15 protein-coding genes are annotated in these 21,192 nt (G+C 71.7%); 5 read left to right on the forward strand and 10 right to left on the reverse strand.

The features are described 5' to 3' along the window. Positions 1-105: 105 nt before the first annotated feature. The 5 genes from O7623_RS06685 to O7623_RS06705 form a co-directional block, all read right to left on the reverse strand. A complete protein-coding gene (locus tag O7623_RS06685) occupies positions 106-2,229 on the reverse strand; it encodes an alpha-galactosidase (RefSeq protein WP_282227716.1) in 2,124 nt (707 codons plus the stop codon). A gap of 4 nt (positions 2,230-2,233) precedes the next feature. After that, the gene (locus O7623_RS06690) at positions 2,234-3,568 is read right to left on the reverse strand and encodes an extracellular solute-binding protein (protein WP_282227717.1); all 1,335 of its coding nucleotides are present in this window, start codon (positions 3,566-3,568) and stop codon (positions 2,234-2,236) included. A 54-nt stretch (positions 3,569-3,622) separates the two neighbouring features. Then, the gene (locus tag O7623_RS06695; protein ID WP_282229338.1) at positions 3,623-4,420 is read right to left on the reverse strand and encodes a carbohydrate ABC transporter permease; all 798 of its coding nucleotides are present in this window, start codon (positions 4,418-4,420) and stop codon (positions 3,623-3,625) included. A 104-nt stretch (positions 4,421-4,524) separates the two neighbouring features. Then, a complete protein-coding gene (locus O7623_RS06700; RefSeq protein WP_282227718.1) occupies positions 4,525-5,439 on the reverse strand; it encodes a sugar ABC transporter permease in 915 nt (304 codons plus the stop codon). Then, a complete protein-coding gene (locus tag O7623_RS06705) occupies positions 5,436-7,463 on the reverse strand; it encodes a beta-galactosidase (protein ID WP_282227719.1) in 2,028 nt (675 codons plus the stop codon). The genes O7623_RS06700 and O7623_RS06705 overlap by 4 nt, the downstream gene beginning before the upstream one ends. 144 nt (positions 7,464-7,607) lie before the next feature. On the opposite strand from O7623_RS06705, the gene O7623_RS06710 reads away from it, so the two are divergent. After that, positions 7,608-8,630, forward strand: a complete 1,023-nt coding sequence (locus O7623_RS06710) for a LacI family DNA-binding transcriptional regulator (protein WP_282227720.1) — start codon at positions 7,608-7,610, stop codon at positions 8,628-8,630. A gap of 212 nt (positions 8,631-8,842) precedes the next feature. Here the strand turns inward: O7623_RS06710 and O7623_RS31335 are convergent, their stop codons facing one another. Further along, a complete protein-coding gene (locus O7623_RS31335) occupies positions 8,843-9,376 on the reverse strand; it encodes a hypothetical protein (protein ID WP_348775132.1) in 534 nt (177 codons plus the stop codon). Positions 9,377-9,812: 436 nt separating this feature from the next. On the opposite strand from O7623_RS31335, the gene O7623_RS06720 reads away from it, so the two are divergent. Together O7623_RS06720 and O7623_RS06725 are read left to right on the forward strand one after the other, a co-directional pair. After that, on the forward strand, positions 9,813-10,745 hold the full coding sequence (locus O7623_RS06720) for a hypothetical protein (protein ID WP_282227721.1): 933 nt from the start codon (positions 9,813-9,815) through the stop codon (positions 10,743-10,745). A 271-nt stretch (positions 10,746-11,016) separates the two neighbouring features. Continuing rightward, a complete protein-coding gene (locus O7623_RS06725) occupies positions 11,017-11,808 on the forward strand; it encodes a septum formation family protein (RefSeq protein ID WP_282227722.1) in 792 nt (263 codons plus the stop codon). Between the two features lie 67 nt (positions 11,809-11,875). Here O7623_RS06725 and O7623_RS06730 read toward each other — a convergent pair whose 3' ends face one another. Genes O7623_RS06730 through def form a run of 3 tightly spaced genes read right to left on the reverse strand, consistent with a single transcriptional unit; the run spans position 11,876 to position 14,798 of the window. Beyond that, on the reverse strand, positions 11,876-13,279 hold the full coding sequence (locus O7623_RS06730) for a transcription antitermination factor NusB (RefSeq protein ID WP_282227723.1): 1,404 nt from the start codon (positions 13,277-13,279) through the stop codon (positions 11,876-11,878). Continuing rightward, a complete protein-coding gene (gene fmt / locus O7623_RS06735) occupies positions 13,276-14,202 on the reverse strand; it encodes a methionyl-tRNA formyltransferase (protein ID WP_282227724.1) in 927 nt (308 codons plus the stop codon). Before fmt ends, O7623_RS06730 begins: the two co-directional genes overlap by 4 nt. A 5-nt stretch (positions 14,203-14,207) precedes the next feature. Beyond that, the gene (gene def, locus O7623_RS06740; protein ID WP_282227725.1) at positions 14,208-14,798 is read right to left on the reverse strand and encodes a peptide deformylase; all 591 of its coding nucleotides are present in this window, start codon (positions 14,796-14,798) and stop codon (positions 14,208-14,210) included. Between the two features lie 290 nt (positions 14,799-15,088). Between def and O7623_RS06745 the strand changes: the two genes are divergently transcribed. Together O7623_RS06745 and O7623_RS06750 are read left to right on the forward strand one after the other, a co-directional pair. Continuing rightward, a complete protein-coding gene (locus O7623_RS06745; RefSeq protein WP_282227726.1) occupies positions 15,089-17,641 on the forward strand; it encodes an alpha-L-arabinofuranosidase C-terminal domain-containing protein in 2,553 nt (850 codons plus the stop codon). 8 nt (positions 17,642-17,649) lie between these two features. Continuing rightward, a complete protein-coding gene (locus O7623_RS06750) occupies positions 17,650-19,155 on the forward strand; it encodes a family 43 glycosylhydrolase (RefSeq protein WP_282227727.1) in 1,506 nt (501 codons plus the stop codon). Positions 19,156-19,173: 18 nt separating this feature from the next. Here O7623_RS06750 and O7623_RS06755 read toward each other — a convergent pair whose 3' ends face one another. Continuing rightward, entirely contained in the window at positions 19,174-21,168 is a 1,995-nt protein-coding gene (locus O7623_RS06755; RefSeq protein ID WP_282227728.1) for a primosomal protein N', read from the reverse strand. Positions 21,169-21,192 lie beyond the last annotated feature (24 nt).

Consider the following 21,192-nt stretch of genomic DNA (forward strand, 5'->3'; position numbering starts at 1 on the left):
CCTTGGCCGACACCGCGTCACCCGGCCGTCAACGCCGTACGGGGCACAGTGGGTGGCCGGTGACGCGCCGGCTACCCGTCGGGAGAACGATCTGCAGGCGTGCGCTCAGCCGACCGCCTCGGCGGTGAACAGCGCCGCCTGTTGCGGGTGCAGCAGCGGCGCGGGCAGCCCGATCTCGGCCAGCACCCGGCCGGGCAGGACCGCTTCGCCCCGGTGCAGCCAGGCCGGCGGCCGCACCTGCAACGTCGCCGGCGGCGGGCCGATCCGCAGTGGACTCACCCGGTAGCGGCGCCGCGGGTCGAGGCCGGCCAGCCGCAGCGGCACCGGCAGCGCCGACCGCGCCGCGTCGAGCGCCACCAGGGCAAACACACCCGTACGCCGGTCGGTGTCGACGACCCCGTACAGCTGCCGGGCCGGATCGGGGCTGTCGGTGCGCACCAGCGTCCCGGTGTGCAGCAGCGGCCGCAGCCGCCGGTATGCGGCGACCCACTCGGCGACGTCGGCGCGTTCGGCCTCGGTCGCGGTGGTGAGGTCCCATTCGATGCCAGCGTGCCCGAACAGCGCGGTGGCGAGCCGGAAACCCAGATCGGTGGCCCGGCCGGTGACGTGCGCGGTGCCGGCACCCAGATGCCCACCGAGGTACTCCAGCGGCATCAGCACGCTGGTCCAGCGCAGGATCCGCTGCCGGTCGAGCGGATCGTTGGTGTCGGAGGTCCAGAACCGGTCGACCAGTTCACCGATGCCCAGGTCGATGCGGCCGCCGCCGGAGGCGCAGCTTTCGATCTCCAGGTCCGGATGGGCCACCCGCAGGTCGGCCAGGAGCCGGTACAGCGCCGTGGTCTGCCGGTGCGCGCCGCCCGCCGCGAGCAGGTCGCGGTTGTGATCCCACTTGAGGTAGGCGATCGGGTACGTGTCGAGCAGCGCGCCGAGCCGCTCCCGCAGATACCGGTAGGCGTCCGGATTGTCCAGATCGAGCACCCGCTGGTGCCGCCAGGTCGGGGCGTGCGTCGGCCCGAGCAGCCAGTCGGGGTGGGCGCGGGCCAGGTCGGAGTCGGGGCTGACCATTTCCGGTTCCACCCAGAGCCCGAAGTCCATGCCCCGGGAGCGGACCCGGTCGACCAGCGGCCCCAGACCGGCCGGCCAGCGCTGCGGGTCGACGGACCAGTCGCCGAGTGCCCGCCGGTCGTCGACCCGGCCGGTGAACCAGCCGTCGTCGAGGACGAAACGCTCGACACCGACCTGCGCGGCGGCGTCGACGAGCCGGGCCAGCCGGTCGAGATCGTGGTCGAAGTAGACCGCCTCCCAGGTGTTGAGCACCACCGGTCGGGGCCCGCGCAGCGGCCGACGTGCCCGGATCCAGCGGTGCAGCCGCTCGGAGAGGCCGTCGAGCCCGGCATCGGAGAAGGCGGCGACCGTCCACGGGGTGGTGTAGGTGCCGTCGGGCGGCAGGATCAGCTCGCCGGGGGCGAGCAGTTCGCCGGCACCGAGCAGGCTGTGTCCGGTGGCCTGGCGTTCGGCGTACAGCTGCTTGTCGCCGCTCCACGCCAGGTGCACCGCCCAGACCTGGCCGTGCCGGAACCCGAACCCGGCGGTGCCGGCGACCATCAGGTACGGGTCGTCGTGGCCTGGTCGGCCGTGGCGGGTCTGCCGGGTCCACGTGCCGTCGCGCATCCGGCCGCGCTGGGGGCGCCGCTCGTGGGCCCAGAGCCCGGTGAAGTCCAGCACCTCCTCGGCCCGGTCCGGCACCGGCAGCACGACGTCCGACGCGGCCAGGTGCAGATCGACCTCGGCGGTGTTGCGGACCTGGTGGCGGACCCGCAGGACGCCCTGCTCGCTGAGCGAGACGTCGGTGGTCACCCGCAGCCCGCCGGCGGCAGCGCCGCACTCGACCACCAGGTCGCCGGGGCCGGTCCGGCCGACCGTGTGCAGCCGCAGATCGTCGACGGGCCGCCCGGACCCGGGTGTGTCGTCGACGGGCCGAGCGGCCCAGTGTCCGGCGATGCCGGGCCGGCCGGTCCAGCCCTGACCCGAGGTGGGCAGCAGGGTCAGCCGCAGCGGCTGGTCGACCGCGCTGGGTGGCACCGGCGGGGTCGCCGCGTCGGCCAGGTCGGTCAACTCGGCCTCGGTGAGGTCGCCGAGGTCGCCGCCCCAGTGCAGGACGACCGGTGGGTACGGGCCACGGGCGTCCAGCACGAGGCTGGCGCCCGCGGCCCGCAGGTGCGCGATCAAATGGTCACTCCGCTACCGGGATGGACTGGGACTTCAGGGTATCCACGGTAGAGGTCTGGGCGGCGGTCAGCGCGTCCAGCAGGGTGCCCTGACCGGAGACTGCCGCCTTGAAGCCGTCGGAGGCGTCGGCGTAGGTCTGGGTCATCGTCGGGCCCCAGACGAAGTCCGCCGCGACCTGCTCCGACGCCTCGGCGAAGACCTCGTAGATCGGCTGGCCGCCGTAGAACTCCACCCCCTCGCGCAGCGCCGGCAGCTGGGCGCCGGCGACGGTGGCCGGATAGAGGTTCGCTTCGGCGTTGAGCAGGGTCAACGCCTCCTCGGAGGTGTTCAGCCAGAGGGCGAACTGGGCGGCCTCGTAGACGTGCTCGCTGCCCCGGAACACGGCGGTGGAGGAGCCGCCCCAGTTGCCGGCGGTCTGGTCGCCGGCGTTCCACTGCGGCATCGGCGCGACCGCCCACTTGCCGGCGGTGTCCGGCGCGCCGGAGCTGATCGAGTTCGCGCCCCACACCGCCGACACCCAGGTCCAGGCGGAGCCGCTGTTGTAGGCGTTGTCCCACTCGGTGGTCCACGGCGGCACGGTCGAGACGAGGTCCCGGTCGATCAGGTCCTGCCAGTACTCGGCGACCTGGGTGGTCTGCGGGTCGGTCAGGTCCACCGTCCACTGGTCGCCGTCGTTGGCGAACCACCGGCCGCCGGCCTGCCAGGCCAACCCGGCGAACTGGTTGATGTCGCTCTGCGAGAAGTTGGTGATGTAGCCGCCGGCGGCGCGGACGGCTTCAGCGGCGGCCGCGTACTCGGCCCAGGTGGTCGGCACCTCGATGCCGTTGGCCTCGAACAGGTCCGCCCGGTAGAACAGAGCCATCGGTCCGGCGTCCTGCGGTACGGCGTACGCCGAGCCCTCCTCGCCGAAGCTGACCTGCCCCCAGGTCCAGTCGACGAACTGGTCCTGGGCGTCGAGCACGATGTCACAGGCGCCGAGGTCGACCAGGCCGTCCTGGACCCGGAAGCTGGGCAGCGCGTCGTACTCGATCTGGCCCAGGTCCGGCGCGTTGCCGGCCCGCAACTGGTTGAAGAAGTTCTGGTAGGTGCCGCTGTTGCCGTTCGGCCCGGTCTGCACCTTGACCTGGATGTCGGGGTTCTGTGCGTTCCACACCTCGACCACCTGCTCGATGCCGGGGATCCAGGAGGTGAAGTCGAGGGTGACCGGGCCCTCGGCCGGGCTGCAGTCGGTGGCGGCGTCGGTGCCGGCACCGGAGTCGCCGGAATCGCCGGAGGAGCAGGCGGTCAGTGCGAGCGTGCCGGCGAGCAGTACGCCGACCGTCGAGGCGGGGAGTCTCATCGAAATCCTTCTCTCGTTATCGGTGGGTGGACGAGGTACGGCGGAAAGCAGGGTTCACTTGACCGAGCCGGCCCCGAGGCCGGTCCGCCAGAAGCGCTGGAGCAGCAGGAACGCGGCGACCAGCGGCACGATCGACAGCAGCGCGCCGACCAGCACCAGGCCACGCAGTTCGGGCAGCTGGTTGACCTGGGTGTTCCAGGTGTAGAGGCCGAGGGTGACCGGGAACAGCCGCTCGTCGCCGAGCATGATCAGCGGCAGCAGGAAGTTGTTCCAGACCGCGACGAAGTGGAACAGGAAGATGGTGACCAGGGCGGGCAGCATCAGCCGGGTGGCGACGGTGAAGAAGGTCCGTACCTCACCGGCACCGTCGAGGCGGGCCGCTTCCAGCAGCTCGTCCGGCACGCTCGCGGCGGCGTAGATCCGGGCCAGGTAGACCCCGAACGGGTTGACCAGGCTGGGCAGGAACACCGACCAGAACGTGTTGGTCGCCTCGAACCGGCTGAAGATCAGAAACAGCGGCAGAGCGAGCGCGGTCGCCGGCACCAGCACCCCGCCGAGCACCACGTTGAACAACGTCTCCCGGCCGGGAAAGCGGTACTTGGCCAGGGCGTACCCGCACATCGCGGCGAGCAGGGTGCCGATCAGGGCGGCGCCGCCGGTGTAGGCGAGACTGTTGAGGATCCACCGGGGAAACACCCCGTCGCGGTAGGTCAGCACCTCGGTGATGTTGTCGACCAGCGCGAAGTCGTCGAACCACAGTGGCGCGCCCTGGGTGACCCGCCCGTCGGGTTTCGCCGAGGCGACCACCAGCCACCAGATCGGCACCAGGAAGTACGCGGTGCAGACCAGCATCACCAGGGTCGCGGCGGACCGCGACAGCAGCGACTCGCGGGTCGGCGTACCGGCGGACGTGCGACCGGCCGGTGAGCGGCCGGCAGCGGGCCGGGCCGGGGCGCTCATCGCGCGTCCCGACGCTGGGTGAACTTCAGGAACGTGAACGACAGCGCGAAGGTCGCCAAGGCGAGCACCACCGAGAAGGCCGCAGCCAGGTTGAAGTTGGGGATCGACGAGGTCGAGTAGACGGTCAGATTCGGGGTGTAGGTGCTGGACACCGCCGAGCTGAAGGTGCGGAACACCTGCGGTTCGGCCAGTAGCTGCAGGGTGCCGATGATGGAGAAGACGGTGGTCAGCACGATCGCCGGCAGCACCATCGGGATCTTGATCGACCAGGCGATCCGGGCCGGGCCGGCACCGTCGAGCCGGGCCGCCTCGTAGATCTCCGGTGGGATCGCCAGCAACGACGAATAGATGATCAACATGTTGTAGCCGACGTAGACCCAGGTGACGACGTTGGCGATGGACCACAGCACCAGGTCCGCGCCGAGCAGGTCGACCCGGCCGGTGACGGCGGCGAACGGCGACAGGTTGGGCGAGTACAGGAAACCCCACATGATCGCCGCGACGACGCCGGGCACCGCGTACGGCACGAAGAAGGCGAGGCGGAAGAACCGCCGCCCACGGACCAGGCCGGAGTCCAGCAGCAGGGCCAACAGCAGGGCGACGCCGAGCATCACCGGCACCTGGACCACGCCGAACAGCAGCACCCGGCCGATCGAGGACCAGAACGGGCCGTCGGTGAACACCCGCTGGTACTGGGCGAGCCCACCGAAGACCTCCCGAGCCGGCCCGAAGGTTCCGCTGCGCTCCACGACGTACAGCGACTGGACCACGGCGTAGCCGATGGGCACGGCGTAGAAGAGCGCGAACAGCGCCCCGAACGGCACCACGAAGATCGCGATGGCGCTCTTGTGCGGTACGGGCGCCCGGCGGCGGCCGGTTGCCGTCGCCCGCGCCGTACGGAATCTGATCACCGGGCCGGCTCCTCTCTGACCACCCGGACCTCGCCAGGGCCGACCTGCAGCTGCCCGTCGACCGGGGTCCCGGTGACGAGCTCGTAGCCGGTGGCGGCGTGGCGGATCTCCCGACGGCCGTGGTTGACGACGAACAGGTAGCTGCGGTCGGCGCCGACGCGGCGGATGACCTCGACCGAGCCGTCGTTCTCCGGACCGTGCGGGATCACCCCGGCCCCGTCGACGGCGGTACGCAGCACGTCGCGCAGCCCGTCGGGGGCCAACGCGGTCGCCACGTACCAGGCGGTGCCGGCACCGTGGGCGTTACGGGTGACCGCCGGGGTGCCGGGCAGCGGGCCGTCGGCGTATCGGGCGAGGGCCGCGGCGGTGGTGGTACGCAACCGCTCGGTCCACCACCGGGCGCGGGCGCCGTTGTCCAGGGTGACCTCGGCATCGGGCGGCAGCGGGACGAACTCCTCACCGACCACGCCGAGCAGGTCACGGAAGGCACCGGGGTAGCCGCCGAGGCGGATCCGGTCGTTTTCGTCGACGATGCCGCTGTAGAAGGTGACCACCAGGTGGCCGCCCGCGTCGACGTAGTCGGTCAGCGCGGCCGCCTGCTCGTCGGTCACCAGGTGCAGACACGGCACGACGACCAGCCGGTACCCGGCGAGGTCGGCGTCGGGGCCCACCACGTCGCAGGTGACGCCGAGCTCGCGCAGTCCGGTGTAGGCGGCGTGCACCTGATCCAGGTAGCGGATCTGGGTCGACGGGCGGGCCGGCCCGTCGGCGGACCACCAGGACTCCCAGCTGAACAGCAGTGCCACGTCGGAACACACTCGGGTGCCGGCGACCTCGCCGACGCGGTCGAGGACCTCCGACAGCCGCAGCACCTCCCGCCAGGTGGTGGTGTCGGTGCCGGCGTGCGGCAGCATCGCCGAGTGGTACTTCTCGGCACCGGCGGCGGAGGCCCGCCACTGGAAGAAGCAGATCGAGTCGGCGCCCCGGGCGACGTGGGTGAGCGAGTTGCGGATCATCTGGCCCGGCTCCTTGGCGAGGTTCCAGGGCTGCCAGTTGACCGCGCCGGTCGCCTGCTCCATCAGCATCCACGGCGCTCCTGCGGCCAGGCCCCGGGTGAGGTCGGCGGCGAAGGAGAGTTCCGCGACCGGGTCGCCGAGCCGGTGGTCCAGGTAGTGGTCGTTGGCGACGACGTCCAGGTCGGAAGCCCAGGACCAGTAGTCTAAGTTCCTGATATGGGCGGTTACCATCAGATTCGTGGTGATCGGCGCGGCGCTGTGCCGACGCAGCACCGCCGCCTCGGCGCGGTAGTGCTCCAGCAGCTGGCCGGAGCTGAACCGGTGGAAGTCCAGTAGCTGCGCCGGATTGGCCACCGACAGATTCGCCCGGGGTGGCGCCACCTCGTCCCAGTCGCCGTAGCGCTGACTCCAGAACGCCGTTCCCCAGGCGTCGTTGAGCGCCTCGATGCTGCCGTAGCGCTGCCGCAGCCAGCGCCGGAACGCGACCGCGCTGGTCTCGTCGTAACACAACGCGTTGTGGCAGCCGAGCTCGTTGGAGACGTGCCACAGCGCCAGCGCGGGGTGCCCGCCGTAGCGTCGGGCGACCTGCTCGACCAGCGCCAGGGCGTGCTCGCGGAACACCGGCGAGCTCGGGCACCACGCCTGCCGACCGCCGGGGAACCGGGTGGTGCCGTCGGCGGCCTGCGGCAGCACCTCGGGGTGGCGGGTGGTCAGCCAGGGCGGCGGGGAGGCGGTGCCGGTGCCGAGGTTGAGCCGGATGCCGGCGTCGTGCAGCAGGCCGATCACCTCGTCGAGGGCGGCGAAGTCGTACTCGCCCGGCCGGGGCTCGATGCTCGACCAACCGAAGATGTTGATCGCCACCAGGTCGACGCCGGCCTGACGCATCAGCGCGACGTCCTCGCGCCACACCGCCGACGGCCACTGCTCCGGGTTGTAGTCGCAGCCCAGTGCGATGCCGTGGATCGACGGCAGCAGTGGTGCGGCCGACCGGTCACGGGGCGGTGTCATCGGGGGGTCCTCGCTGCCGAAACGGATGTGTGTGCACGTGCACACATTTCGTCGCGTGAACAAGCGGCGAACAAATGTGTGAACGTGCACACGTTAGAGCCGCGTTCCGCCGCAGGTCAAGGGCCGGCCGCTACAGTGATCGGCGTGAACCGGCCGAGACCGACGACGAAGCGGGCCACCGTGCACGACGTCGCCGCCGCGGCCGGCGTGTCCCGGGGCACCGTCAGCCGGGTCCTCAACGGCGGCTACGTCTCCCCCGCCGCCCGCGCCGCGATCCTCGCCGCCATCGCCGAGGTGGGCTACGTACCGAACACCGCCGCCCGTAACCTGGTCACCCAGCGCTCCCAGGCGGTCGGCTTCATCGTGCTGGAACCGCACTCGCTGTTCCTGGAGGACCCGAACATCGGGGCGATCATGTTGGGGGCCAACGCGGTGCTCTCCACCGCCGAGCACCAGATGGTCAACCTGGTGGTCGACTCCGACCGCGACACCGAACGGGTCGCCCGTTACCTCAGCGGCGGCTTCGTCGACGGCGCGGTGATCGTCTCGGCCCGGGTGCACGACCCGATCACCCGGGTCGTCACCGACCTGAAACTGCCGGCCACCTTCGTCGGGCATCCGCCCGACCTGGCGCAGGAGATCCCGTTCGTCGGTGTCGACAACGTCGGCTCGGCACGCGAGATCACCACCCGACTGGCCGCCACCGGCCGGCGGCGCATCGGCATGATCGCCGCCGCCCTGAACCGCGACTCCGGCGCCGACCGGCTCACCGGCTTCCGCCAGGGCCTCGGCGACCGGTTCGACCCCCGGCTGGTCGTCGAGGTCCCGCTCTACGACTACTCGTGCGGCGTCAGCGGCATGCAGACCCTGCTGGAGCGGGCACCCGATCTCGACGGCGTCTTCGCCGCCTCGGACGTGGTCGCTGCCGGAGCGATCCAGACCCTGCGCGAGGCCGGCCGGACCGTACCGACCGATGTCGGCGTCGTGGGATTCGACGACAGCGCCTGGGCACGACGCACCAACCCGCCGCTGTCCACCGTGCACCAGCCGGCGAAGGAGATCGGTGCCCGCGCCGCCGATCTGGTGCTGCGGCAGATCAGCGGGGCACCCGTCGAACCCGGCGGAGTGCTGCTGCCCACCCCCGTCGTCTGGCGCGGATCCGCCTGACCAGGCCAGCCACCGCCGGTCGAACGACCATCACGGTGACCGGCACCGGGCCCGGCCGGGCCCGGTGCGTCGAACACCCCGAGTACGTCGGTCCGCCGCCACAGCACGGAACAGCCGCCCACAGGATGGCCCGGACCAGCAGGAAGATCCAGTAGAGCCCGAGGCCGGCGACCACCAGCGACAGTGGCGGATCCCCGCTCACGACGACCCGATCAGCTCTCGTCGCCCAGTCCGGCCCGGTCGGTGCGTCCGGCCCGCAATCGCAGGTACGCCTCGTGCCGCAGCCGGTCGGCCCGGCGCTTGCGCCGTCGCAGCACGGCCGACATCACCAGCCCCACAACGGCGATCACCGAAGCGACGAGCCCCGGGTCGGTGTCACCGCCGGAGAACAGCAGCGCGGCGGCGAACAGGGCCCACCCACTCACGGCCAGGGCCAGGCCCCAGAGCGAGTAGATCGCCGGCAGACCGTGCCGGGTGGCGAAGTCCTGGAACTGCGGCGGCACCTGCTCGCCGTCGTCTGTCTCCGCCACCATCGTGCCCACCTCCGTACCGGCACCGCCGGCGGCGGCAGGTCGACCCTGGCGGATCGTCTCGCCAGCGGTCTCGCTCAGCACCTTCTTGCCGACCAGGAAGCCGCCACTGTCCAGCACCACGTTCCAGACAAGACCGTAGTCCTCCCGGTCGACCTCGACGGTCGCGCTGAACCCGGAGGTCTCCTGCCCGTACGGGCGCCGGCGGGGCAGCACCGAACTCGACCCGCAGCTCGACCGGGCGGGTCACGCCCTTGACGGTCGGCTCGCCGGCGAGCCCGGACCGTCGGGCGCTGGCCTGCGTGGCCGGCGGTGCCGGTGCCGGTGCGTTGCGGCGCGGGACCGCTCGTGCCCGCCGGAACACAATTCCCTTTCTGGTTTGCTCCGACACTTGCCTCCCTTCTGGCGGGATCAGGATCAGATCCATGACGAAACGCTCGCCGCACCGGCATCCGCAACCAGGAATCGATGATTTCCCGTGCTACAAATCCCGTAGCACCTAGCCGTTGCGTGAAACGCGAAAGGGGCAACCTCTTTGAGGATCATTCGATTTTCCACACGCAGCAGAGTCGGCGCACACCGCGCCGTCGAACCACGTTCGGTGGGCAACCGAAAAAGGCGACTCGTCCTCGGATCCATTGTCGCGTCGGCCTTGTTCGCCGGTGCCACCATCGCACCGCAGGCGTACGCCACCACGGACTTCACCGGTCCCGGCATCCGCACGAGCGTGATCGACGCCGCGACCGGCGAACCAGTGGCCGACATCTGCGTATTCGCCGTACCGGTGTTCACGTTCAGCTTTGCGGACGTATGCCCGACCCGCAGCGACTCGCGTGGACGAGTCAATGTCCCGGTGCCCGGGACCGGCTCGTACAACCTGTTCGCTCTGCCCGATTCGGGCAGTCGGTACGGCGCACAATGGGTGGGCCAGACCGGCGGCACGGGCACCCAGAAAGAGGCACGATGGTTCACTTTCACCGCCGATGAGGTCAAGCCCGGCCCGACGATCCTGCTCGACGACCGGTCGGTCGTGACCGGCGTACTGATCGGGGCCGACGACACCGCGCTGACCAACGGCACGGTGGGCATCGTCGCACCGGTCCCGGACGGTTCCCGGGATCCGCGCTACTCGCCGGTGGCCGAGGACGGTACGTTCAGCATCGACTGGCTGGGGCCGTACCAGTGGCCCCTGCTGTTCAAGGCGGACGGGTACCCGTACCAGTGGAGTGGCCACGTCGGGAACCGGCTGCGGGCCGCGCTCGTCGATGTGGACGTCAACGCTCCGCCGTACCAGTACGAGTTGGAGGCGGGCACCAGCGTGACCGTCGAGATCGCCGAGCCGCCCGCCGGGCCGGGCCGGATCGTGCTGCACAACGTCAGCACGAAGGACCCGGTCGGTGTGGTGGAACTCGACGACGCGGCGACCACCGCGTCGCTGGTCGTGCTCCCGCGCCAGCAGGTCAAGCTCCACTGTGTCTGCAGCGGGGAGCACCGGTGGCACGGTGGCACCGATTTCAGCAGCGCCATCGGCGAACCGATCCGCACCAACGGTCCGCAGTTCATCACGTTCGCCCAGCCCAGCTGAGCGACGGCAACAGCACCTGGTACGGCCCGACGGTCCACCACAGACCGTCGGGCCGTACCCGTTACAACAGAGCAGGCAATCACTCTAGAGATATGTTCGACTACTTGCAGTAGACTTAACCGCCTACGATCACCCGGCCACGGGAGGACGTACGGCGATGCGGCGTAGGTGGATCCGGCTGGTCCTGGCGGTCACAGTCCTGACAGCGACGGCAGGATGTGGGCTCGCACCGCGTTCCGCAGGCAGCGAACTCACCGACGGCTGGGCCGTCATGCCGACTCCGAAACCGTTCGTGCCCGACGTCGGCGCCTGCCACCCGGTCGCCACCAACGGCACCGGTCACCGCGACGACTACACCCCCGTCGCCTGCGACCGGCCGCACGACCTGGAGACCGTCTTCGTCGGCATCTTCACCGGTACGCATGCCGTCAGCGACCGCGCCCCGGCACACGGCTCGGCCGCACGTCGCGTCGCCCGCCGCGACTGCGACCAGCGGGTCCGCCAGTTCCTCGGCGACGACTGGCAGGCCGGCCGGGTACGGCTGGACGTCGTCGTCCCGTCGGCACCCGCCTGGTCCGGCGGGGCCCGCTGGTACCGGTGCGACGTCGGCGAGATGACCAGCATGCAGGACCGCAGCCTGGTGACCCGCACCGGCAGCCTGGCCGGTACGCTCGGTCCCGATGGTGAGCTGCGCTGGGGCTGCTTCAACCCTGGCTCGGTCACCGGGGGCGACGTGGACGTGCTCACCCCGGTCGCCTGCGCACAGCCGCACCGCAGCGAGTTCGCCGGCCTGTACGTCGAGAGCGACCTGCCCTACGACCAGTTCGCCGCCAACTCCGACCGGGTCCACGAACGGTGCCGGCGGGTGGTCGCCGAGTACGCCGCCCTCCCCGTCGACGACGACCTGCGGCACCGCGTCGGCACCATCTACGACTACCCGTTCAAGGACGAGTGGGACGACGGCAACCTCACCGTACGGTGCCTGCTGTGGCGCGACGACCCGCCGCTGACCGGCTCGGTCCGGGGTGGCGGACCGGCCGCCCTGCCGGTCCGCCACGACTGATCCGCCCGGCGGCGGGCCACGACTGATCCGCCCGGCGGCGGGCCACGACTGATCCGTCGGCGGTGCGCTACTGCTGATCCGTACGGCGCAGCACCGCGAGGAACATCGCGTCGGTGCCGTGCCGGTGCGGCCACAACTGGACCGACGGCCCGTCACCGAGGCCCGGCATCCCCGCCGGCAGCAACGGCCGCGCGTCGACGAAGTCCACCGGTATGCCGCTGCGCCGCGCTGCCTCGGTCACCGACACGTGGGTCTCCACCCGGTGCGGCGAACAGGTCACGTATGCCACCACCCCGCCCGGGCGGACCGCGCGCAGCCCGGCGGCAAGCAGCTCCCGCTGCAGCCGGGTCAGCGGCGGCAGGTCCGACGGCTGACGCCGCCAGCGTGACTCGGGGCGGCGCCGCAGCGAGCCGAGCCCGGTGCACGGCGCGTCGACCAGGACCCGGTCGAAGGAGGCCGCCGGCAGATCCTCACCGGCACCGACCCGCCGGCCGTCCGTCGTCTGCACGGTCACCGGCAGCCCGCGGACCGCCTGCTCCACCAGGCGGGCCCGGTGCTCGGCGATCTCCACCGCGGTGACCTGCGCGCCCCGGTCGGCGGCGAGCGCGCCCAGCAGCGCCGCCTTGCCTCCGGGACCGGCGCACAGGTCCAGCCACCGGGTGTCCTGGCCCGGCACGTCGGCGGCGGTCAGCGCCGCCGCCACCAGCTGCGAACCCTCGTCCTGCACGTGCGCCCGCCCCTGCCGGACCGCCGACAGGTCACCGGGCGCGCCACCGGACAGGTAGACGGCGTACGGCGAGAAGGCACCCGGAGCACCGGCGACCTCGTCGGCCAGCGTGGCCGCCTCGGCCCGACCCGGGCGGGCGCACAGGTGCACCGGCGGGCGCTCGTTGTCCTCGATCAACAACCGGGTCGTTTCCGTCAGGTCGTCGCCGAGCGCTTCGGCGAACGCCCGTACTATCCACTCTGGATGATGGAAGGTGACCGCCAGGTGACCGATCGGGTCGGCCTGCTCGTCGGGCGCCAGCTCCATCAGCCAGGTGTCCAGGTCGCGGCTGGAGATCTCCCGCAGTACGGCGTTGGCGAACCCGACCGCGCCCGTCGCCACGTTGTGCACCAGGTCCACCGTCGACGACACGGCGGCGTGCGCCGGCACCCGGGTGTGCAGCAGCTGGTACGCACCGAGACGCAGCGCGTCGCGGGCCGGCGGGTCTATCCGGTCGACTCCCCGGCCGGCCGCCCGGGCGATGATCAGATCCAGGGTGCCGACCATCCGCAGTGTGCCGTAGGTCAGCTCGGTGGCGAACGCCGCGTCCCGGCCGTGGATCTGCCGGTCCCGCAGGATCGTCGGCAGCACCAGATTGGCGTACGCGTCGTCGCGGTGCACCGCCGCGACCGCCTCGTACGCCGCGTCCCGCGCCGGGTCGACGTGTCGGCGGCCACGCCGCGCCCGATCGGTGCCCACGCTCATTGGAAGAACTCGCCGGTGCTGATCCGGGCACCCCGGGCCCAGTCCGACGCGGACATGGCCTTCTTGCCGGCGGCGCGCACCTCGCCGAGCGCGACCGGCACGGTAGCGGTACCGGCCAGCAGGCGGTTGCGTTCGACCAGCAACTCACCCGGTTTCAGGGACGGACCGTCGGGCACCGGCCGGACCGGACCGAGTTTGACCCGCTCGCCGCGCAACGTCGTCCAGGCACCGGGTGCCGGCGTGCAGGCCCGGACCCGGCGGTCCACCGCGAACGCCGGGTCGGCCCAGCGCAGCCGGGCGTCCTCCACCGACAGCTTCGGGGCGAGCGACACCCCGTCGGCCGGCTGCGCGTGCGCCCGCGCGGTCCCGGCGGCGATCCCGTCCAGCACCGCCACCAGCAACTGGGCACCGCTGTGCGCCAGCCGGTGCAGCAGGTCGCCGGCGGTGTCGGTCGGTCCGACCTGATCGGTCACCGTGCCGAACACCGGCCCGGTGTCCAGCCCTTCCTCCAGCTGGAACACGCTCGCGCCGGTCACCTCGTCGCCGTGCAGCACCGCGTGCTGCACCGGCGCCGCCCCCCGCCAGGCCGGCAGCAGCGAGAAGTGCAGGTTGATCCAGCCGTACGCCGGGATCGCCAGCGCCACCGGCGGGACCAGTGCGCCGTAGGCCACCACTGGCACGCAGTCCGGTGCCAAGCTGGTCAGCCGGTCCAGGAACTCCGGCTCACGGGGGCGCTGGGGTGTCAGCACCTCGACGCCCCGCTCGTCGGCCCAGGCACCGACCGGCGAGCGGACCAGCCGGCGGCCGCGGCCGGCCGGCGCGTCCGGCCGGGTCACCACGGCGACCAGGTCGTGGCCGCTGGCGGCGATGGCGTCCAACGCGGGCACGGCGACCTCGGGGGTGCCGGCGAAGACCAGCCGCATCCCGGTCACCTGCCCAGCCCGAACGGGCTGGTGGCACCACCGGGGCGGAACAGGCTGCCCGACGAACGGTGCGGGCTGACCTTGATGGTCGGCGGAGCGGCCTCGTCGTACCAGTCCGACTGGCGGATCGCCCGCATCGCCTCCTTACGGGTCACCGGGTCGAGCCGGTCGAGGAACAGCACCCCGTCGAGGTGGTCGGTCTCGTGCTGTACGCAGCGGGCCAGCAGACCGCTGCCGACGATCTGCACCGGGTCGCCGTACTCGTTGAAGCCTTTCGCCACGACGTTCTGTCGACGCTTGGTGTCGAAGTAGAGCCCCGGGATGGACAGGCAGCCCTCCGGACCGTCCTGTTCCTCCTCGTCGGGAAAGTCCAGCACCGGATTCACCAGGTGGCCCAGCAGGTCGTCGACGTGGAACGTGAAGACCCGCAGCCCGACACCGAGCTGTGGCGCGGCGAGGCCGGCACCGTTCTGATCCGTCATGCTGTCGGTCAGATCGGCGACGAGCCCGCGCAGCTCGGCGTCGAAGTCGACCACGGGCTCGGCCGCAGTGCGCAGCACCGGGTCGCCGAAAAGTCGGATGGGCTGGACGGTCACGCGGTCAGGCTCCTTGTCGTGGACAAACGGTGCCTCCAGTCTACGGGCGTCCGCCGGTGGTGGTGACGGTCGTGGTGACGAGCCGACGGTCGTCCATGTGAAGCCGCGACGACGCTATTGACGAAACGGTGATCCGGCCGTAATACTCCGTCCTTGTTAACGCTAACATCGATGTCTTCGGGTCGGGCCGGAGTCAGAGCCGGCTGCCAGCGTCCCCACCGTCACCGACTCCCGTCACCGCCCCCGTCCGGACGAACGCCCGCCATGGCTCGGCGATCAGGAGGCAGCCCATGTTTCGACGAACCGCACGACCCGGGCTGACCGGCAGCGCTCTGCTGGTCGGATCACTCGTCGCCGCCGGGGTGGCGGTGGCCGGACCGAGCCTGGCCGACCCGCCACGACCGGAGCCGGAGTACACGATCACCGTCGACCCGGCCGGTGCCGGGGTGCCGATCAGCGACACCATGTACGGCGTCTTCTTCGAAGACATCAACTACGCCGCCGACGGCGGCCTCTACGCTGAGCTGGTCCGCAACCGCTCCTTCGAGTTCCTGCCAGTGGACAACCAGTCCTTCACCGGGCTGACCGGCTGGACCCCGAATGCCGAGGCCGGCGGGTCCGGCACCGCGACCCCGGTCGACGACGACAGCCGGCTCAACGACCGTAACCGCACCTACCTGCGGCTCGACCTGGACAACAGTGACGGCGGTCGCTACGGAGTGACCAACTCCGGCTACAACAGCGGGATCGCCGTCGAGGCCGGCGAACGCTACGACTTCTCGGTCTGGGCCCGCACCGACTCCGCCGGCAACCAGCTGACCGTCCGGCTGGTCGACGTCGACGGCCGCCGACTCGCCGAACCACAACGGTTGCGCGTCCACGGCGACGACTGGACCAGGTACACGGCCACGTTCACCGCCCACCGGACCTCCGACATCGGCCGGCTGGCGGTGCTCGCCGGGGGCACCGGCACCGTACGGCTGGACATGGTGTCGCTGTTTCCGCAGGAGACCTTCCGGGGCCGGGCCAACGGCCTGCGCAAGGACCTGGCCCAGAAGATCGAGGCGTTGCGGCCGGGCTTCGTCCGTTTCCCCGGCGGCTGTCTGGTCAACACCGGCAGCATGTACGGCTACGACGCCGAGTCCGGCTGGGAGCGGGCCCGGTCCTTCCAGTGGAAGGACACCGTGGGCCCGGTGGAGACCCGGGCCACCAACGCCAACTTCTGGGGCTACAACCAGTCGTACGGGCTGGGCTACTTCGAGTACTTCCAGTTCGCCGAGGACATCGGCGCGATGCCGCTGCCGGTGGTACCGGCCCTGGTCACCGGCTGCGGGCAGAACCAGGCCACCGTCGACGAGGCCCTTCTGCAGCGGCACATCTCCGACACGCTGGACCTGATCGAGTTCGCCAATGGCCCGGCCACCTCCACCTGGGGCGGGCTACGCGCCGAGATGGGCCATCCGGAACCCTTCGGCCTCACCCACGTCGGTGTCGGCAACGAGGAGAACCTGCCCGACGAGTTCTTCGCCAACTTCCAGCGCTTCCGGGCCGCCATCGAGGCGCAGCACCCGGAGATCACGGTGATCAGCAACTCCGGACCGGACGACCAGGGTGCCACCTTCGACCGCCTGTGGCAGCTCAACCGGGCTGGCGGGGTGGAGATGGTCGACGAGCACTACTACAACAGCCCGGCCTGGTTCCTGCAGAACAACGACCGCTACGACAGCTACGACCGCGCCGGCCCGAAGGTGTTCCTCGGCGAGTACGCCTCCCAGGACAACAAGCTCTACAACTCGCTGGCCGAGGCGGCATTCATGACCGGGCTGGAGCGCAACGCCGACGTCGTCGAGATGGCCTCGTACGCGCCGCTGCTGGCCAACATCGACCACGTCCAGTGGCGTCCGGACCTGATCTGGTTCGACAACGACGAGTCCTGGGGCACCACCAGTTACCAGGTGCAGAAGCTGTTCATGACCAACGTCGGCGACCGGACGGTGCCGAGCGAGGCCACCGGGCCGGCGCTCGGCACCCAGCCGATCACCGGCCGGATCGGCCTGTCCACCTGGGCGACGTCGGCGACGTACGACGACGTGCGGGTCAGCGCCCCGGACGGCACGGTGTTGTTCAGCGACGACTTCTCCGCCGGAGCGGGCCAGTGGACGTCGGTCGCCAACCGCGGCAGCTGGTCCGTGGTCGACGGTGCCTACACCCAGAGTGACACCGCCGCCCAGGACACCATGGTCGCCGCCGCCGAGATCACCGCCACCGATTACGACCTGTCGCTGACCGCCACGAAGAACGCCGGCGCGGAGGGATTCCTGATCGGGTTCGGCGTCAAGGACGCGGGCAACTTCTACTGGTGGAACCTGGGTGGTTGGAACAACACCCAGGGCGCGGTCGAGAAGGCCACCAACGGGGCCAAGCAGACCCTCATCGCCAAGCCGAACCAGATCACCGCCGGCACCACGTACGACATCACCATCAAGGTGCGTGGCGACAAGGTCACCCTGGTGCTGGACGGCGAGGTGTGGGGCGAGTTCGTCGACGACCAGGTCACCCGCCCGTTCGCCCAGGTCGTCACCCGCGACGACGCCACCGGCGACCTGCTGGTCAAGGTGGTCAACGCGCAGGAGAAGGCAGCCGTGACCCGGATCGACCTCGGCGACCTGCCGGTCCGTTCGCCCGCCCGGATGACCGTGATCAGCGGCGACCCCGGACAGCAGAACACCCGCTCGGCCGAACCGATCCAGCCGTTCACCACCCAGCTCACCGGCGTCGCGTCCAGTTTCACGCACACCTTTGAGCCGTACTCCGTGACCTTCATCCGCATCCGCACCAAGTGAGGTGGCCCATGACGTACGACGTGAACCGGCGTGCCCTGCTACGCGGCAGTCTCGGTGTCGCCGCCGCCGGCCTGGTCGGTGGACTGACGGCCGGTGCCGGTCGGCCGGACGCGGCCGCCGCCGCACCGACCGCCGACGCCAGCCCCGGCCTGGTCGGCGCGCCCACCGACGCACAGGTGTACGGCGTACCGACGGTCGACCCGCTCGTCAGCCAGCGGGCCGACCCCTTCGTCACCTATCCGGTCGCCGGCATGTACTACTTCACCGGCTCGGTGCCCGAGTACGACCGGATCGTGGTCCGCGGCGCGTCCACCATCGCCGGGTTGGCCACGGCGGCCGAGACGGTGATCTGGCGGCGGCCGGCCAGCGGCCGGATGGGCGGCCACATCTGGGCGCCGGAGCTGCACCGCATCGACGGCAAGTGGTACGTCTACTTCGCCGCCGGTGACTCCGACAACGTGTTCCGGATCCGGATGTACGTGCTGGAGTCCCCACTGGACGACCCTCGCGATCCGGCCGGCTGGCAGTTGCGGGGTCAGATCGTCACCGAGTGGGACAGCTTCGCCCTGGACGCCACCACGTTCCACCACCACGGCCGGCGGTACCTGGTCTGGGCCCAGGGTGAGCCGGAGATCGCGGTCAACTCCAGCCTGTACATCGCCGAGCTGGCCGACCCGTGGACGCTGAAGACCAAGCCGGTGCGTATCGCCACCCCGACCCGCCCGTGGGAGGTCCAAGGGTACGCGGTCAACGAGGGCGCGGCGGTGATCGTCCGCAACGGACGGGTGTTCATGACCTTCTCGGCCAGCGCCACCGACTCCCGCTACTGCATGGGCCTGCTCACCGCCGATGCCAGCGCCGACCTGCTCGACCACCGCTCCTGGACCAAAACGCCCGACCCGGTCTTCGTCACCAACGAACAGACCAGCCGGTACGGCCCCGGACACAACTCGTTCACCGTCGCCGAGGACGGCAAGACCACCGTGCTGGTCTACCACGCCCGTGACTACCGGGACATCACCGGTGATCCGCTGTACGACCCGAACCGGCACGCCCGGGTGCAGAAGCTCTACTGGGACGTCGACGGCAACCCGCTGTTCGGCATCCCCGTCGGCGAGGGCGGGCCGATCGTCCGCCTCTCCCCCGCCGACACCACCCGGGACGCGTTCGTCCGCCACGTCGGCACGACCGTGCTGGTCGACACCGACTCCCGGCAGCTGGCCGACACCCAGTTCCGCATTGGTGCCGGGCTGGCGGGGGCGGAGACGGTGTCGATCCAGTCTGTCGACCTGCCCGGACACTACCTGCGGGCGGTCGACGGCACGGTGCGCCTCGACCCGGGCGCCGATGGTGCCGAATTCGCCGCCCAGGCGAGCTTCCATCGGATCGCCCGGGTGAACGGACGCATCTCGCTGCGCCTCGCCGGGGTCCCGTCGGCCTTCGTCCGCCACGAGGACGGGCGGCTGGCCATCGGTCCCGCCGCCGGCGCGCAGTCAGCCTTCCGGCTCAGCTGACCGCAGGTCGAGCCCTGCCTAGAGCAGGTCGAGCGGGTCGATCTGGATGCGTACCGGCTGACCGGTCCGACGGGCGGTGCGGGTGCCGGCCGCTACCCGCAGTTGCCGGGCCAGCTCGGCCGCCTGCGACCGGCGGACCCGGATCAGCATCCGTTCCTGGCCGTCGGCCGCCGGCACCGGACCGAGCAGTTCGGCACCGTCCGGCATCCGCAACGCGGCCAGCAGTTCGGCCACCGCCTCGGTCGGGCCGGTCACGCTGGCCATCCGGGCCGCCGGCGGGAAGCCCAGCTCCCGCCGGTCGGCCAGTTCCCGGGCGGCGAACCAGCCGGGATCCCAGCGCAGCAGCGCCTGCACCGGGGCGAGCCCGCCGTCGGCGACCACCACCACCTGGCCACCGTCGGCCGCCGGCCGGGCCAGCGCGGCGGCGGACAGCCAGCGGCGCAGCGCCTCCTCGGCTGCCCGCAGGTCGGCCCGGGTCAGCAACGCCCAGGTATCCAGCAGCAGTACAGCGCCGTAGCCGCCGGCGGCCACCGGCTCGGCCCCGGGGGTGGCGACCACCACCGCCGGCTCGGCCGGCACCGAGGTGAGCACCTCGTCGCGGCCGGAGGTCCACACCGTGGTGCCGGGGAACGCCCGGCCGAGCTCCTCGGCGGTACGCCGGGCTCCGGTGACCGCCGCCCGTAGCCGCCGCCCATGGCAGTGCGGGCAGGCGTAGCCGGCGGCCGGCCGGCCGCACCAGCGGCACTGTGCGGTGGCGGCCGCCGACGGCAGGGCCAGGGGGCCGGCACAGTGCGGGCAGCGGGCCGGAGTCCGGCAGTCCGCGCAGGACACCGCCGGCAGGTAGCCGCGCCGGGGCACCTGCACCAGCACCGGCGTCCCGGCCTGCAACGCCGTACGGGCGGTGGCGAAGGCCAGGCTGGGCAGCCGGGCGGTGGCGGCACCGGCGTCGCGGGCCAGCTGGGCATCGTCGCCGGCCGGGGTGACCCGTGGGGCACGTCGCCGGACGGTGGCCCGGGCGGCGACGATCTCCCGGGCCCAACCGGTCTCGACCAGCTGCTGTGCCTCGCCGGAGCGGGCGAAGCCGCCGAGCAGCGCCGCGACCCCGCCCCGCTGCGCCCGGGTGAGCAGGACCTCGCGGGCGTGCGGATAGGGCGCGCGTGGTTCGGCGTGCACGTCGTCGCCGTCGTCCCAGATGGCGACCAGGCCCAGATCGGCGACCGGGGCGAACATCGCCGCCCGGGTGCCGACGACCACCTTGACCTGGCCGCGTCTCGCCGCGAGGAACGCCCGGTAGCGCCGGGCCGGGCCGAGCGCCGCAGTGAGCACCACGTGCCGGCCCGCGCCGAGGACCGAGCGCAGGGCCGCGTCGAGCCGGTCGACGTCGCGTCCGTCCGGTAGCACCGCGACCGCGCCCCGGCCGGCCCGTACGGTGGCGGCGATCATCTCGGCGTAGCGGGCCGGCCAGTCCTCGCCGGGTAGTGGTGCCCAGACGGCGCGGGCCGGTCGGCCGTCGGCGACGGCGCGGAGGAACGCGGGCCCCGCCGGGTACGCCGCCCATCCGTCGGTGCCGGTCGGCACCACGCCGCGGTCGACCTGCTCGGGACCCGCGCCACCGAGCTCCGGTTCACGGGGCTCCTGCTCGACGCGGGCGTGTCGGGGCGGCACCGCCAGCCGCAGTACGTCGGCCAGGTGACCGGCGTACCGGTCGGCGACGGTGCGGGCCAGGCCGGCGATCTCGGCGCTGAGCACCCGTTCCGGCGAGACCAGTTTGTCGAGGAAGACGAGCTTGCCGTCGTGGCCGGAGTCGGCGACCCGGTCCAGCAGCCAGCCGCCGACGAGCTGGCCGGCGAAGCGGATCCGGACCCGGGTGCCGGGCTGTGCCGTCTCGTCGAGCTCCGCCGGGACCAGGTAGTCGAACGGCCGGTCGAGGTGCGCCAGCGGCACGTCGACACAGATCCGCGCGACCGGCAGCCGGTCGGCCGGCTGCCGGTCGGTGCGCGCGCGGGTGGTCACCGCCTCATCCTGCCTGCCCGGTCG

The organism is Solwaraspora sp. WMMD791 (assembly GCF_029581195.1).
GTDB lineage: Bacteria > Actinomycetota > Actinomycetes > Mycobacteriales > Micromonosporaceae > Micromonospora_E.

What these genes read in the sequence shown, in the direction of transcription:
- O7623_RS06690 (WP_282227717.1), bottom strand. Translation starts at nt 3,568, where the DNA reads ATGAGACTCCCCGCCTCGACGGTCGGCGTACTGCTCGCCGGCACGCTC.
- O7623_RS06695 (WP_282229338.1), bottom strand. Translation starts at nt 4,420, where the DNA reads ATGCTGGTCTGCACCGCGTACTTCCTGGTGCCGATCTGGTGGCTGGTG.
- O7623_RS06705 (WP_282227719.1), bottom strand. Translation starts at nt 7,463, where the DNA reads ATGACACCGCCCCGTGACCGGTCGGCCGCACCACTGCTGCCGTCGATC.
- O7623_RS06725 (WP_282227722.1), top strand. Translation starts at nt 11,017, where the DNA reads ATGCCGACTCCGAAACCGTTCGTGCCCGACGTCGGCGCCTGCCACCCG.
- O7623_RS06730 (WP_282227723.1), bottom strand. Translation starts at nt 13,279, where the DNA reads ATGAGCGTGGGCACCGATCGGGCGCGGCGTGGCCGCCGACACGTCGAC.
- fmt (WP_282227724.1), bottom strand. Translation starts at nt 14,202, where the DNA reads ATGCGGCTGGTCTTCGCCGGCACCCCCGAGGTCGCCGTGCCCGCGTTG.
- O7623_RS06745 (WP_282227726.1), top strand. Translation starts at nt 15,089, where the DNA reads ATGTTTCGACGAACCGCACGACCCGGGCTGACCGGCAGCGCTCTGCTG.
- O7623_RS06750 (WP_282227727.1), top strand. Translation starts at nt 17,650, where the DNA reads ATGACGTACGACGTGAACCGGCGTGCCCTGCTACGCGGCAGTCTCGGT.